The sequence below is a fragment of the Pseudomonas sp. B13(2017) genome (genome assembly GCF_002113245.1).
Classification (GTDB): Bacteria; Pseudomonadota; Gammaproteobacteria; order Pseudomonadales; family Pseudomonadaceae; genus Aquipseudomonas; species Aquipseudomonas putida_Z.
In genome coordinates this window covers 71,967-86,263 of the sequence record NZ_NEJX01000015.1, presented here as the reverse complement: position 1 = coordinate 86,263, position 14,297 = coordinate 71,967, and the positions used below count along the sequence as shown (strand labels likewise).

General features: G+C 64.8%; 14 protein-coding genes. 7 read left to right on the top strand and 7 right to left on the bottom strand.

From position 1 onward, the window contains the following. The first annotated feature begins 6 nt into the window (after nucleotides 1-6). The 5 genes from CAG44_RS19130 (at nucleotide 7) to CAG44_RS19110 (ending at nucleotide 4,476) form a co-directional block, all read left to right on the top strand. Complete coding sequence (locus tag CAG44_RS19130; RefSeq protein ID WP_003258675.1) at nucleotides 7-492, top strand: flavin reductase family protein; 486 nt, start codon at nucleotides 7-9, stop codon at nucleotides 490-492. Nucleotides 493-700: 208 nt separating this feature from the next. Further along, the gene (locus tag CAG44_RS19125) at nucleotides 701-1,090 is read left to right on the top strand and encodes a carboxymuconolactone decarboxylase family protein (protein ID WP_008100863.1); all 390 of its coding nucleotides are present in this window, start codon (nucleotides 701-703) and stop codon (nucleotides 1,088-1,090) included. A 90-nt stretch (nucleotides 1,091-1,180) separates the two neighbouring features. Further along, the gene (locus CAG44_RS19120; protein WP_013973031.1) at nucleotides 1,181-1,927 is read left to right on the top strand and encodes a GntR family transcriptional regulator; all 747 of its coding nucleotides are present in this window, start codon (nucleotides 1,181-1,183) and stop codon (nucleotides 1,925-1,927) included. Nucleotides 1,928-1,948: 21 nt separating this feature from the next. Next, nucleotides 1,949-2,512 (top strand): NUDIX hydrolase, encoded by a 564-nt coding sequence (locus CAG44_RS19115; RefSeq protein ID WP_085617095.1) that lies wholly within the window; start codon nucleotides 1,949-1,951, stop codon nucleotides 2,510-2,512. 182 nt (nucleotides 2,513-2,694) lie between these two features. Beyond that, nucleotides 2,695-4,476 carry an ATP-binding protein gene (locus CAG44_RS19110; RefSeq protein WP_085692785.1) on the top strand — a complete coding sequence of 594 codons (1,782 nt, stop codon included), beginning with the start codon at nucleotides 2,695-2,697 and terminating at the stop codon, nucleotides 4,474-4,476. A gap of 3 nt (nucleotides 4,477-4,479) precedes the next feature. Here the strand turns inward: CAG44_RS19110 and CAG44_RS19105 are convergent, their stop codons facing one another. Both CAG44_RS19105 and CAG44_RS19100 read right to left on the bottom strand, forming a co-directional pair. After that, entirely contained in the window at nucleotides 4,480-5,112 is a 633-nt protein-coding gene (locus tag CAG44_RS19105) for a LysE family translocator (RefSeq protein WP_023660833.1), read from the bottom strand. A gap of 168 nt (nucleotides 5,113-5,280) precedes the next feature. Further along, nucleotides 5,281-5,895, bottom strand: a complete 615-nt coding sequence (locus tag CAG44_RS19100) for a LysE family translocator (protein WP_085692784.1) — start codon at nucleotides 5,893-5,895, stop codon at nucleotides 5,281-5,283. A 112-nt stretch (nucleotides 5,896-6,007) separates the two neighbouring features. Here CAG44_RS19100 and CAG44_RS19095 point away from each other — a divergent pair, with 112 nt between their 5' ends. Together CAG44_RS19095 and CAG44_RS19090 are read left to right on the top strand one after the other, a co-directional pair. Beyond that, nucleotides 6,008-6,460: an Lrp/AsnC family transcriptional regulator gene (locus tag CAG44_RS19095; protein WP_015270735.1), complete on the top strand. Its 453-nt coding sequence runs from the start codon at nucleotides 6,008-6,010 to the stop codon at nucleotides 6,458-6,460. 413 nt (nucleotides 6,461-6,873) lie between these two features. Continuing rightward, a complete protein-coding gene (locus CAG44_RS19090; RefSeq protein ID WP_085692783.1) occupies nucleotides 6,874-8,286 on the top strand; it encodes a cytosine permease in 1,413 nt (470 codons plus the stop codon). Between the two features lie 125 nt (nucleotides 8,287-8,411). Here the strand turns inward: CAG44_RS19090 and CAG44_RS19085 are convergent, their stop codons facing one another. The 5 genes from CAG44_RS19085 to glnT form a co-directional block, all read right to left on the bottom strand. Then, nucleotides 8,412-9,716, bottom strand: a complete 1,305-nt coding sequence (locus tag CAG44_RS19085) for an ammonium transporter (RefSeq protein ID WP_085692782.1) — start codon at nucleotides 9,714-9,716, stop codon at nucleotides 8,412-8,414. Between the two features lie 158 nt (nucleotides 9,717-9,874). Beyond that, nucleotides 9,875-11,200, bottom strand: coding sequence for an FMN-binding glutamate synthase family protein (locus CAG44_RS19080; protein ID WP_013973039.1), 1,326 nt, complete (start codon nucleotides 11,198-11,200; stop codon nucleotides 9,875-9,877). Nucleotides 11,201-11,215: 15 nt separating this feature from the next. Continuing rightward, entirely contained in the window at nucleotides 11,216-11,890 is a 675-nt protein-coding gene (locus tag CAG44_RS19075) for a protein glxC (RefSeq protein ID WP_025338783.1), read from the bottom strand. Between the two features lie 27 nt (nucleotides 11,891-11,917). Next, on the bottom strand, nucleotides 11,918-12,823 hold the full coding sequence (locus CAG44_RS19070) for a glutamine amidotransferase family protein (RefSeq protein WP_085692781.1): 906 nt from the start codon (nucleotides 12,821-12,823) through the stop codon (nucleotides 11,918-11,920). Nucleotides 12,824-12,890: 67 nt separating this feature from the next. Continuing rightward, nucleotides 12,891-14,225 carry a type III glutamate--ammonia ligase gene (gene glnT / locus CAG44_RS19065; protein WP_015270738.1) on the bottom strand — a complete coding sequence of 445 codons (1,335 nt, stop codon included), beginning with the start codon at nucleotides 14,223-14,225 and terminating at the stop codon, nucleotides 12,891-12,893. Nucleotides 14,226-14,297: the final 72 nt, after the last annotated feature.

Here is a 14,297-nt window from a genome sequence, read left to right as displayed (position 1 = left end):
CACAAGATGATCGAACCAGGCATCTACAAAGACGTGATGGGCTCCTTCCCGTCCGGCGTCACGGTGGTCACCACCCTCGACGCCGACGGTGGCATCGTCGGCATAACCGCCAGCGCGTTCAGCGCGCTGTCGATCGACCCGGCGCTGGTGCTGTTCTGCCCCAACTACGCCTCCGACACCTACCCCATCCTGCGTGACAGCAAGCAGTTCGCAATTCACCTGCTGTCCGCCGACCAGACCGCCGAGGCCTATGCCTTCGCCGGCAAGGGCAAGGACAAGGCCAAAGGCATCGACTGGCACCTGAGCGAGCTGGGCAATCCGCTGCTGGCCAAGGCCACGGCGATCATCGAGTGCGAACTGTGGCGCGAGTACGACGGCGGTGACCACGCGATCATCGTCGGCGCGGTGAAGAACCTGGTGCTGCCGGCCGAGCCGGTGACCCCGATGGTCTACCACAAGGGCAAGCTGGGCGCCCTGCCGCCCCTGGGCTGACCTTGAGATCGCCGGGGCTGCCGTGCAGCCCATCGCCGGCAAGCCAGCTCCCACAGGGATTCCACAGGCCTGTGGCCCTTCGCTGTATCTGTGGGAGCTGGCTTGCCGGCGATGGGCCGCACAGCGGCCCCTGTTTCACCCTTTTTTAGGGGCCGCGTTATCGTCTCACCCTCGGTTGCGTCCCCTGTTTTATTCCGGAGTACTGCACATGAGCAATGAAAAGTACGAAAAAGGCCTGCAGATCCGCACCCAGGTGCTGGGCGAGGACTACGTCAACCGCTCGATCCAGAACGCCGACGACTTCACCAAGCCGTTGCAGGAGCTGGTCACCGAATACTGCTGGGGCCACGTCTGGGGCCGCGAAGGCTTGTCGCTCAAAGAGCGCAGCATGATAAACTTGGCCATGATTTCCGCGCTCAACCGGCCCCACGAGCTCAAGCTGCACATTCGCGGCGCCTTGCGTAATGGCCTGAGCCGTGAACAGATTCGCGAGATCCTGCTCCAGGTCGGCATTTATTGCGGCGTGCCCGCGGCGGTGGACAGTTTCCGCCTGGCCCGCGAAGCGTTCGCTGAAGCCGATGCGGAGTCAACCCGTTAACACCGGGCTGTTCGAACCCACGCAAGGAGCACCCAAGGTTCGTGGTGCTGTTGCGGTTGCGGCCGGGCAGCCTCTTTAAGAGCGCACTTGATGAAACGCCAGCCACTCGACGACAGCTTCAAGGTCAACCGCAACCCCGTTACCCTGCGCGAAATCGTGCTCGACAAGCTGCGCGCCGCGATCATGAACTTCCACCTGCTGCCAGGCGACCGCCTGGTCGAGCGCGACCTCTGCGACCGCCTCGGCGTCAGCCGCACCTCGGTGCGTGAAGCCCTGCGCCACCTGGAATCCGAAGGCCTGGTGGAATTCGCCGACGCCAAGGGCCCGCGCGTGGCCATCATCACCCTGGAAGACGCCCGCGACATCTACGAGCTGCGCTGCGTGCTCGAAGGCCTGATCGTGCAGCTGTTCACCCTCAACGCCAAGGCCAAGGACATCCGCGCCCTGGAACGCGCGCTGGAGGTCAACCGCGAAGCCCTCGAAGAAGGCGAACTGCAACAGGTGCTGGACTCGGTACAAGGTTTCTACGATGTGCTGCTGGAAGGCTCCGGCAACCAGGTGGCGGCCCAGCAGCTGCGCCAGTTGCAGGCGCGCATCAGCTACCTGCGCGCCACCTCGGTGTCGCAGGAGAACCGCCGCGGCGCCAGCAACCGCGAAATGGAAAAGATCGTCGAGGCGATCAAGAGCGGCGACCCGCTGGTTGCCCACCAGGCCTCGGTCGACCACGTCCGCGCCGCCGCCAAGGTGGCCCTGGACTACCTGCGCCAGAAGCAGGATGACAACGTCAAGGTGCGCGAGATGGTCGAGCCCCTGGCCTTGAAGGACCCACGCATATAAGCCACCCACAGGCCACCGATCATGCCCAACGCCCCGCGCTACTGCCCGCACTGCACCACGGAACTGGCCCGGGGCGTTCCCACAGGCGACACCCACGAACGCCTGCACTGCACCGGTTGCGGCTACATCCACTACATCAACCCGAAGATCATCGCCGGCTGCATCATCGAGCGTGATGGCAAGTACCTGCTGTGCCAGCGCGCCATCCCGCCGCGCCCCGGCACCTGGACCTTGCCGGCCGGGTTCATGGAGGCCGGCGAAACCACCGAGCAGGCGGCCCTGCGCGAGGTCTGGGAAGAAAGCGGCGTACGTGCCGAAATCGTCTCGCCGTACTCGATCTTCAGCGTCCCGAGGATCAGCGAGGTCTACATCATCTTCCGCGCCATCGCCACCGAGGAAACCGGGCAGTACGGGGCGGAAACGCTGGCGTACAGGTTCTTCGAGCCGGACGAGATCCCGTGGGACGAAATCTACTACCCGGCAATCCGGCAGATTCTCGAGCGCTATATCCTCGAGCGGCAGGCCGGGGTTTATGGCATCTACATGGGCAATGACGACACTGGCAAGGTGCACTTCATTCGCTAGCCTGTACCGGCCCTATCGCCGGCAAGCCAGCTCCCACCTGGACCGCATCGACTTCATGTCATGTGCAGTCCTGTGGGAGCTGGCTTGCCGGCGATAGGGCCGGTACAGCCACCAAAAATTCTCGCCAAACGTCTATTCTGGATGCACCCTTAAGGCCTTACGCAAAAGGACCAGCAGAGCACATGGCAAAATGGCTAGACGGCGGCGGGCTGATGGCCGAGCGCATCCGCAACCACGATTGGGCCGCCACCACACTGGGCCCGCTGCAGCACTGGCCCGACCCGCTGAAAACCAGCCTGGCCCTGTGCCTGGCCTCGCGCTTCCCGCAAGCCGTGCTCTGGGGCCCTGACCTGCTCACCCTGCACAACGACGCTTTCTCGCAGATACTCGGGCAAAAGCCCTCGGCCCTGGGCATCCCCTTCCGCGCCGTGTGGCAGGAAGCCTGGGCCGACATCGGCCACATGGCCAACCGCGCCCTGGCCGGCGAGGCGGTGTACATCGAAGACTTCCCGCTCGTCATCGACCGCAACGGCGGCCCCGAACGGGCCTATTTCACCTTCTGCTACAGCCCCATCCGCGACCACGACGGCAAGGTGCTGGGCATGCTCGATACAGTCACCGAAACCACCGCCAGCGTGCTCGCCAACCAGCGCCTGAAATTCCTCGACGACCTGGGCCGTGCCGTGGCCGACGCCACCGACCCGGACCAGATCCTTGCCACTACCACGCGCATGCTGGTCGAGCACCTGCAACTGTCGAGTTGCGCCTATGCGGTGATGGAGCCCGACGAAGACGGTTTCACCATCTGCGGTGACGCCGTGGCGCCCGGCTCGCCGCATCTGTTGGGCCGCTATCGCTTGCAGGATTTCGGCAAGCTGGCGCTCGGCCGCCTGCGCAGTGGCCTGCCGTTGGTCATCCAGGACAACCTGAGCGAGCTGTCCCCCGAGGAAGCTGCCACCTTCCAGGCCATCGGCATTACCGCGACCATTTGCATGCCCCTGATCAAAGGCGGCCGGCTGACCGCGCTGATGGCCATCCACGACAAGGCGCCACGGGAATGGACCCACTATGAACAGGCGCTGATCAGCGAAGTCACCGAGCGCTCCTGGGCGCATGTCCAGCGGGTGCAGGCCCACACCGAAGTGCGCGAGGCCATGGCGGCACTGGAGGCGCTGAATGCCACCCTCGAACAGCGCGTCGACGAACGCACCACCCAACTGCTGCATACCGAAGCCGTGCTGCGCCAGACCCAGAAGCTCGAAGCCATTGGCCAGCTGACCGGCGGCGTGGCCCATGACTTCAACAACCTGCTGACCATCATTCGCTCGTCACTGCATTTTCTGCAGCGCCCCAACCTCGACGCACAGCGCCGCGAGCGCTACCTCAAGACCATGTCCGACACCGTCGACCGCGGTACCAGGCTGACCGGCCAGTTGCTGGCCTTCGCCCGCCGCCAGGCCCTGAGCCCGCAAGTGTTCGAGGCCGGGCCCCGGCTGGAGGCCATGGCCGACATGCTCGACACGGCCACCGGTGCGCGGATCCAGGTCGAGCTGCAGTTGCCGCAGGCGCCTTGCCATATCCGCGCCGACATCAACCAGCTGGAAACCGCGGTAATCAACCTGATGCTCAACGGCCGCGATGCCATGGCCGGCGAAGGCACCTTGCAGCTGCGCCTGCAGGCCGACCAGCGCCTGCCCGCCCTGCGCGGCCAGGCGCCACAGCCGGGCCAGTTCGCGGCGATTTCGGTGAGCGACAGCGGTGGCGGCATTGCCGCCGAACTGCTGGAGCGCATCTTCGACCCGTTCTTCACCACCAAGGCACCAGGTGAAGGCACCGGGCTCGGGCTGTCGCAGGTGTTCGGTTTTGCCAAGCAGTCCGGGGGCGATGTGCAGGTGAACAGTGTGCCGGGCCAGGGCACCACCTTTACCTTGTACCTGCCCCAGGAGCCGCCGCCTGAGGCCTAGCGGTCAACGCCGTCCTTCGGCCAGCATGCGCACGGCCAGGCCCGCCAGCACCGTACCCATCAGCCAGCGCTGAACCTGCTGCCACAGCGGGCGACCGGCGAGGAATACGGCGATCGACCCGGCCATGATCGCGATCAGTGCATTGACCGAAACGCTGATGGCGATCTGCGTCGACCCCAGCACCAGCGACTGCAGCAGCACACTGCCATGCCCCGGCTCGATGAACTGCGGCATCAATGACAGGTACATGACGGCGATCTTGGGGTTGAGCAGGCTGGTGGCAAAGCCCATGGTGAACAGCCGCCGCGGGCTGTCGGCAGGCAGGTCGCGAACCTGGAACGGCGAACGGCCACCAGGGCGCAGCGCCTGCCAGGCCAGGTACAACAGGTACAGCGCGCCACCGATGCGCAGCGCGTCGTAGGCAAAAGGCACGGCCATCACCAGGGCGGTGATGCCCAGCGCGGCGCAGAACATGTAGATGACGAAGCCCAGGGCCACACCACCCAACGAAATCAGCCCGGCCTTGCGGCCCTGGCAGATCGAGCGGGAGATCAGGTAGATCATGTTCGGCCCTGGGGTCAGGACCATGCCGAGGCAGATCAGGGCGAAGGTGAGCAGTTGCGTGGTTTCGGGCATGGGGCACATCCTGGTTGTGCGTTGAAGTGCTGCGAGTTTATCCGAGGCTTTGTCTGTCGTCTGTACTGGCCTCATCGCCGGCAAGCCAGCTCCCACAAGTACCCCGCATGGCTCAGGCCCGGCATTGAACCCGTGGGAGCTGGCTTGCCGGCGATGAGGCCAGTGAACTCAACTTATTTGACCCGCTATCAAGCCCAGGGCCACCGTGATCATCGCCACCCCCGACACCCGGCCAACCAGCTTCGCCGCCCCTGGCCGGGTGCTCAGCACGGCTTTGGCGCCATAACCGACCAGCGAGTAGATCACCAGCGAGGTGCACAGGTGCACCAGGCCCAGCAGCAAGATCTGCAACGGCACCGGCCAGCTCGACTGCGGGTCGGTGAACTGCGGCAACAGTGCCAGGAACAGCAGGAACACTTTCGGGTTCAGGCCACTGACGCAAAACCCTTTCAATGCCCAGCGGGACCCCGACTCCCCCGCACCATCCTGCCCGGCCGCCGGCAATGCCGGGCTCAGCAGCAGGTTGCCACCCAGCCACAGCAGGTAGCTGCACCCCGCCAGGGTCAGCAAGGTCAGCGCCAGCGGGTGGCCGGCCAGCAGGCTGCCGACCCCGGCCGCCACCACCAGGGTCGCAAGGAAATGCCCCGACAACATCCCCGCCACCGCGGGCATCACCCAGCGCCCGCGCATGCCGGCCGAAATGGCGTAGGCCCAGTCCGCGCCCGGGGTAATCACGAACAGCATCGACACGGCCCAGAACGCCGTCAGAACACTGAGAGCCACTTGAATCTTCCTTTTTCCACTGCTTTGGGATGACGAAAGATTACGGATTCCGCCGAGGGATTTTCTTTCGTATATTCCCCAACAGCCCTCAATTACTGGAAGATCCTTCTCGATGGACAGGACTGATCGAAAAATCCTTGCCGAACTGCAAAAAGACGGTCGGCTATCGGTGACCGAGTTGGCAGACCGTGTGGGGCTCAGCCTGTCGCCCTGCCATCGGCGCTTGAAGGCGCTGGAGGAATCAGGGGCGATTCTTGGCTATCACGCCCGCCTGGCGCCGAGCGCCCTGGGGCTGAACTTTGCCGCGCTGGTGTTCGTGACCCTGCGCGAAGTCACTCGCCAGCCGGTAGCGGACTTTGAAGCGGCGCTGGCCGAAATCCCGCAGATCGTCGAGGCGCAGCGGCTGTTTGGCGACCCGGATTACCTGCTGCATGTGGTGGCCAAGGATTTGCCGGCGTTCCAGAAGCTGTATGACGAGCAGCTGACCAGCATTCCCAATGTGAAGCGGTTGAGTTCGACCCTGGTGATGAAAGAGGTGATTCAGGATCGGTTGTTGCCGATGTAGCGTTGTGGCCTGTGCCGGCCCTTTCGCGGGTAAACCCGCTCCCACCTCGACCGCATTGATTTCAAGCCATGCGCAGTACCTGTGGGAGCGGGTTCACCCGCGAAAGGGCCGGCACAGGCGATCTTTTATCTGCCCTGCAAACGCGCACGGCGCCCCACCAAAGCACACCGCTTCTAGCCTCCACAAGGCCCAAACCCCTCTAGCCCAAGCCCTCCCGCCCCCTGGCACCCTCCTTGCTACCGTCCCCCGCTTAACCTTTTGTCAGCCTTAGGTTTTTTAAGGTTTATGGGCACATATTTACTAATTTCTCGTTATCCCCGCGCCCCGCATCATCGCTCCAACAAGAACGCGTCGCCCTTCGCCGGCACGCCCCCGGGCAGCTCCCGATGCCCTACCTTGCCTTGGAGTCAGTCATGACCAGTGCAGCCAATTCGGCACCCCTCATAGAAAAACACACGATCGGCTACGTGCCCCCGCAAGACCGCCATGGAAAGGTAAGGGATCTGTTCACACTGTGGTTCGGCGGCAACATCGCGCCGCTGCCCATCGTCACAGGCGCGCTGGGCGTGCAACTGTTCCACCTGAACCTGGTATGGGGCATCGTCGCCATCCTGGTCGGCCACCTGGTCGGTGGCGTACTGATGGCGCTGCACTCGGCCCAGGGCCCGCAGATGGGCATCCCGCAGATGATCCAGAGCCGCGCCCAGTTCGGCTCGCTCGGCGCGCTGCTGGTGGTGGTGATCGCCGGTGTCATGTACATCGGCTTCTTCGCCTCCAACATCGTTCTCGCCGGCAAGTCGCTGCACGGCGTGGTCGATGCCGTGCCGGTACCGGTGGGCATCGTCATCGGTGCGCTGGGCTCGGGCATCATCGGCATCATCGGCTACCGCTTCATCCACGTGCTCAACCGCATCGGCACCTGGGTGCTGGGTATCGGCATCGTGGTCGGCTTTGGCTACATCTTCAGCCACGTGCAAAGCGACGACTTCCTCACCCGCGGCGGCTTCAACCTGGCCGGCTGGCTGGCCACCGTGTCGCTGGCGGCGCTGTGGCAGATCGCCTTTGCGCCCTACGTGTCGGACTACTCGCGCTACCTGCCGGCGGACGTGAAGGTAAGCTCGACGTTCTGGACTACCTACCTGGGCTCGGCCCTGGGTTCGAGCCTGTCGTTCATCTTCGGCGCCGTGGCGGTGCTGGCGATCCCGGCCGGCATGGACACCATGGACGCGGTCAAGCTGGCCACCGGTACCCTCGGCCCGATCATGCTGGTGCTGTTCCTGCTCAGCGTGATCAGCCACAACGCCCTCAACCTGTATGGCGCAGTCCTGTCGATCATCACCCTGGTGCAAACCTTCGCCCACCGCTGGATCCCCACCGCCAAGAGCCGCGCCGTGCTGTCGCTGGCAGTGCTGACGGCCTGCTGCGTGGTGGCGGTGTTCGCCTCGGCGGACTTCATCGGCCACTTCGTCGACATGGTGCTGGTGCTGCTGGTGGTGCTGGTGCCGTGGACAGCGATCAACCTGATCGACTTCTATGCCATCCACAAGGGTGACTACGATATCCAGTCGATCTTCCAGGTCGATGGCGGCATCTACGGGCGCTACAACCCGCAGGCGCTGATTGCCTATGCCGTGGGCATCGTGGTGCAGATCCCGTTCATGAACACGCCACTGTATGTCGGGCCGATTTCCGAGCATATCAACGGAGCGGACCTGTCGTGGCTGGTGGGGCTGGCAGTTACTTCGCCGCTGTACTGGTGGCTGGCCAGCCGTGACAGCGCCTACCGTCGCCGGCAGATGAGTGCCAAGGTGGCCATGGGGCACTGATTCAACCAGTGCCGGCCTCTTCGCGGGCTTGCCCGCTCCCACAGGATGTCACCGGCCTCGAAGGCTGTGGTGTCCCGGTGGGAGCGGGCAAGCCCGCGAAGAGGCCGGTACAGGCAACACATCAATCAGAGGTTGTAGGCCCGCTCATTGTGCTCAGCCAGGTCCAGCCCCTGTTCTTCCTCTTCCCGGCTGGCCCGAAGGCCGATGGTCAGCTTGATCGCCCCCAGAATCGCCCAACTCACCACAAAGCAATACACGAAGGTGAACGCCACCCCCTTCAACTGCACCAATGCTTGCCCGACCGGTGACGCACCCTCCACATAACCGCCCAACGCAGGCGCGGCAAAGACCCCGGTAAGGATCGCGCCGACCATTCCGCCCACGCCATGCAGGCCGAACACATCCAGGCTGTCGTCGTAGCCCAGCGCCTGCTTCAACCGGGTCACGGCAAAGAAACAGATGGCCCCGGTCAACAACCCGATCACCAGCGCGCCCAGCGGCCCGACAAATGCACAGGCCGGGGTAATCCCGACCAACCCTGCCAAAGCCCCTGAAGCCGCACCCAAGGCCGTCGGCCGACCATGCGCCACCTTCTCGGTCAGCAACCAGCCGACAATCCCCGCACAGGCCGCCACCATGGTCGCCAGCATCACCACCCCCGCCGCCTGGTTGGCCGCCAGCCCCGAGCCGACGTTGAAGCCGAACCAGCCCACCCACAGCAACCCGGCGCCCACCAGGGTGAAACCGAGGTTGTGCGGCGGCATGGCCACCTGCGGGTAGCCCTTGCGCTTGCCCAGCATCAACGCCGCAGCCAGCGCTGCCACACCGGAGTTGATATGCACGGCGGTACCACCAGCAAAGTCCAGCACGCCCCAGTTGACCATCAACGCCCCCGGCCCGCCCCAGACCATATGCGCGATCGGCGCGTACACCAGAACGAACCAGGCGACCATGAACAGCAACGAAGCACTGAACTTCATGCGCTCGGCAAAACCACCGGCAATCAGCGCCGGGGTGATGATGGCGAAGGTCAACTGGAACACCGCGAACACGCCTTCGGGGATGCTACCGACCAGGCTGTCATGGCCGAGGTCCAGCATCAGCGCCTTGCCCAGCCCGCCAATGAAGCTGTTGACGGTCAACTGCCCTTCGACCATGCCGGTGGTGTCTACCACCAGGCTGTAGCCGAACAGCACCCAGAGAATGCCGATCACCCCGGCAACGGCGAACAGCTGGGTGAATACCGAGAGGAAGTTCTTGGCCCGCACCATGCCACCGTAGAACAGTGCCAGGCCCGGGATGCACATCATCAGCACGAACATCGCGGCGCAGATCATCCAGGCGGTGTTGCCGGTGTCCAGGGTGGGGTCGGCGGCGTGGGCCCGGGTGGTCAGGGCTAACAACATTACAGCGAGGGTGAGGTGCTTCATGGAGTCACTCCTGTGTGAATGGTGGGGGTGCCCTGGGGCTGCCTTGCAGCCCATCGCGACACAAGGCCGGTCCTACAGGGGGGGGGCGATACGCGGTCCCCTGTAGGAGCGGCCTTGTGTCGCGAAAGGGCCGCAAAGCGGCCCCAATTACCAATAACTCAGTACTGCGCCTGCCCCGGCACCCAGGCGGTCCCCGCCAACGGAACCCGCGCCATCGCCGCTGCCTCCACGGTCAACGCCACCAGGTCCTCCGGGTCGAGGTTGTGCAAGTGCGACTTGCCACACGCCCGCGCCATGGTCTGCGCCTCCAGCACCAGCACCCGCAGGTAGTTGGCAAGGCGGCGCCCGGCCTCCTCCGGGTTCAGGCGCCTGGCCAGCTCCGGGTCCTGGGTGGTAATGCCGGCCGGGTCGCGGCCGTTCTGCCAGTCGTCATAGAAACCGGCCGCCGAGCCGATCTTCTTCAGTTCGGCATCCAGCCGCGGGTGGTTGTCACCCAGCGCGATCAACGCCGCAGTGCCAATGGCCACCGCATCAGCCCCGAGGGCCATGGCCTTGGCCACGTCGGCACCGTTGCGAATACCACCGGAGACGATCAGCTGCACCTTGCGGTGCATGCCCATTTCCTGCAGCGCCTGCACTGCCTGCGGAATGGCCGGCAGGATCGGGATGCCGACGTGTTCAATGAACACTTCCTGAGTCGCGGCAGTACCGCCCTGCATGCCGTCGAGCACGATCACATCGGCACCGGCCTTCACCGCCAGCTTTACGTCGTAGTACGGGCGGCTGGCGCCGATCTTCACGTAAATCGGTTTTTCCCAGTCGGTGATCTCGCGGATCTCGGCAATCTTGATCGCCAGGTCATCCGGGCCGGTCCAGTCCGGGTGGCGGCAGGCGCTGCGCTGGTCGACGCCGATCGGCAAGGTGCGCATGCCGGCCACGCGCTCGGTCACCTTCATGCCCAGCAGCATGCCGCCACCGCCCGGCTTGGCACCCTGGCCGAGGACGATCTCGATGGCATCGGCCTTGCGCAGGTCGTCGGGGTTCATGCCATAGCGCGACGGCAGGTACTGGTACACCAGGTGCTGCGACTGGCCGCGTTCTTCCGGGGTCATGCCGCCGTCGCCCGTGGTGGTGCTGGTGCCGGCGATGGTCGCACCACGGCCCAGCGCCTCTTTGGCGTTGGCCGACAGCGCGCCGAAACTCATGCCGGCGATGGTCACCGGGATCTTCAGGTGGATCGGCTTCTTGGCGAAGCGGGTGCCCAGCAGCACATCGGTGCCGCATTTCTCGCGGTAGCCTTCCAGCGGGTAGCGCGACACGCTGGCACCGAGCAGCAGCAGGTCGTCGAAGTGCGGCACGCGGCGCTTGGTGCCGCCGCCGCGGATGTCGTAGATGCCGGTTTCGGCGGCACGCTGGATTTCCTGGATGGTCAGGCGGTCGAAGGTGGCCGACTCACGCAGTACCGGGGGGAATTGCTCGCTCATGGGAATGCTCCTGGATCAGTACGCGCTGGCGTTGTCGACTTTGAAGTTGTACAGCTGGCGAGCCGAGCCGTAGCGTTTGAAATCGGCAGCCTTGTGGTCCAGGCCGGCCTTGTTCAGCAGTTCCTGCAGCTCTTGCAGGTGCTCGGCACGCATCTCTTTCTCGATGCAGTCCGAGCCCAGCGACTGCACCGCACCCTTGACGTAGATGCGCACCTCATACAGCGAATCGCCCAGCGCATCGCCGGCGTCGCCACACACCACCAAACGCCCGGCCTGGCCCATGAAGCAGCTCATGTGGCCGATGCTGCCGCCGACGACGATATCCACGCCCTTCATGGAAATACCGCAGCGCGCGCCGGCATCACCCTCGATCACCAGCAGCCCGCCATGGGCTGTGGCGCCGGCGGCCTGGGAGGCGCTGCCCTTGACCCGCACCGAGCCAGACATCATGTTCTCGGCCACGCCGACACCGACGTTGCCATGCACGGTGACGCTGGCCTGCTGGTTCATGCCGGCGCAGTAGTAGCCGGCGTGGCCTTCGATATCCACGGCCACGGCGGCGTTGATGCCCACGGCCAGGTTGTGCTTGCCGTCGGGGTGGGTCACCCGCCATTCGTGGTCCTGCACCTCACCGTGCAAGGACTGGTTGAGGACACGCACCGAGGTGCTGGAAAGGTCGATCGTCTTCATGTGGTTCTCCAGTGATTCGGTGGCAGGTCAGGCGCTTTCGCGTTCCCAGACGTACAGGGTGGCCGGGGCCGGCTCCCAGACCTTGGCGTTCTCGATGCCCGGCAGGCTGGCCAGCGCCTGGTACTCCGAGGCCATGGCCACGTAGTCGTCGGTCTCGGCCAGCACGGCGGGCTTGCAGGCGATCGGGTCGCGGATCACGGCAAAGCCGTTGCGGGTGCCGATGGCGAAGGTGAAGAAGCCGTCCAGGTCTTCCAGGGCGCCATCCAGGGCCTGGGCCAGGCTGTCGCCCTGCTGCAGGCGCCAGGTCAGGTAGCCGGCGGCCACTTCGGTGTCGTTGTCGGTCTCGAAGCTGATGCCTTCGCGCTTGAGCTCCTGGCGCAGGCGGAAGTGGTTGGACAGCGAGCCGTTGTGCACCAGGCACAGGTCGGCGCCGGTGGAGAACGGGTGGCTGCCTTCCATGGTCACGGCGCTTTCGGTGGCCATGCGGGTATGGCCGATGATGTGGCTGCCTTTCATGCCGGCCAGGCCGAAGCGGCTGGAGATTTCCGCCGGCAGGCCCATGCCCTTGAGGATCTCGATGCTCTGCCCGGCGCTCATGATGCGCACGTCAGGGGCCAGTTCGCTCAAAGCCTGGCGGGCCGATGCCTCGTTGGTGTGCACCTTGAGCACGGCGGCGCTGGCGTTCTGGAACCAGTCCAGCGAGCAGCCCAGGCGCCCTTCCAGCTGGCCCATCAGCGCCGCCCAGGGGTAGTTGATGTCAGTGGCCTGCAGGGTCAGCTTGACCCAGCCATCGGCCACTTCGTCGCCGTAGATGGCAAAGCCGGCGCTGTCCGGGCCACGGTCGGTCATGGCTTCGAGCATGGGTTCGAAGAGCTTGCCGAGCTGAGCTTCCAGCTCGGTTTTTTTCAGGTACAGACCTACGATTCCACACATGGTGATGCTCCTTACTAGGCAGTGGGCGACCGCGTTCGTGCTGGCCGCCCAAGGGATTGGGGGGCGGTCAGAAGAATTCGGTGTAGCGCTGGATTTCCCAGTCGGAGACATGGCGGCAGTACTCCACCCACTCCATGCGCTTGAGCTTGATGAACTCGTCGACGATCTCGGCGCCCAGCACTTCGCGAAACAGCGGGTCGGCCTCCAGGGCGTCGGCGGCTTCCTTCAACGACTGCGGCAAGGTCTTGATGCCGCGTGCGGCAATCTCTTCCAGGCTCAGGTTGTAGAGGTTCTCGTTGCACATCTCGCCCGGCTCCAGCTGACGGTCGATGCCATCGAGGCCGGCAGCGATGATCGCGGCGGTGACCAGGTACGGGTTGCAGCCAGCGTCCGGCAGGCGGAACTCCAGGCGGCCATAGGGGATGCGCACCATCGCCGAGCGGTTGTTGGCGCCGTAGGCGACAAACGCCGGGGCCCAGGTGGCGCCGGATAGCGAGCGGCCGACCACCAGGCGCTTGTACGAGTTGACCGTGGGCGCGGCGAAGGCGCATAGCGCCGGGCCATGGGCCAACAGGCCTGCGGCAAAGTGGTAGGCCAGCTTCGACAGGCCCATGCCGCTGCTGTCGGACGGGTCATGGAACAGGTTCTTGTTGGTGCTGCTGGCCAGCGACAGGTGGAAGTGCATGCCATTGCCGGCGCGCTTGGGGTCGGGCTTGGGCATGAACGAGCAGATCATCCCCAGGTCGTTGGCGATCTCGCCGGCGGCCATGCGGAAGAAGGTGAAGCGGTCGGCCGACTCCATGGCGTCGCTGTAGGTGTAGTTGATCTCGAACTGCCCGTTGGCGTCCTCGTGGTCGATCTGGTAGATGTCGAAGCCCACCGGCTGCAACGCCTCGGTCAGGCGCTCGAGGAACAGCCGCGAACGCGACAGGCCCTTGTAGTCGTAGCACGGCTTGTCGAGGTTGTCGGAGGCGTCCACCAGTTGCAGCTTGCCGTCCTCGTCGCGGCGGAACAGGCTGAACTCGGGCTCAAGGCCAGTGTTCAGGGTCCAGCCTTTGTCGGCCAGGCGCTGCACCTGCTGCTGCAACACGTAGCGGCTGTCGTAGGGCCAGGGTTGGCCGTTTACGTGGCCTACACACACCACCCGGCCGTAACCCGGCTGCCACGGTACCGGGATCAAGGTGGAAAGGTCGCCGCGGGCCATGAAGTCGGGGCCGTGCGGTTCCATGCCCATGCCGCAGATGGCGAACCCGGCAAAGCCGGCGCCCTCCTCGGCCACCATCTTCAGGCCCGAGACCGGCACCGATTTGGTCTTCGCCGAGCCATGGATATCGACGAACTGCGCCAGCACGTACTTGATGCCGTGCTGATCGAGGGTGCGCTGGGTTTCTGCTGGCAACATGGGTTGAACACTCCTGGGCAAGGGGCAATGATTCCGCTGGGGAAACTTACTTTCCTCATAGGAATGCAATGC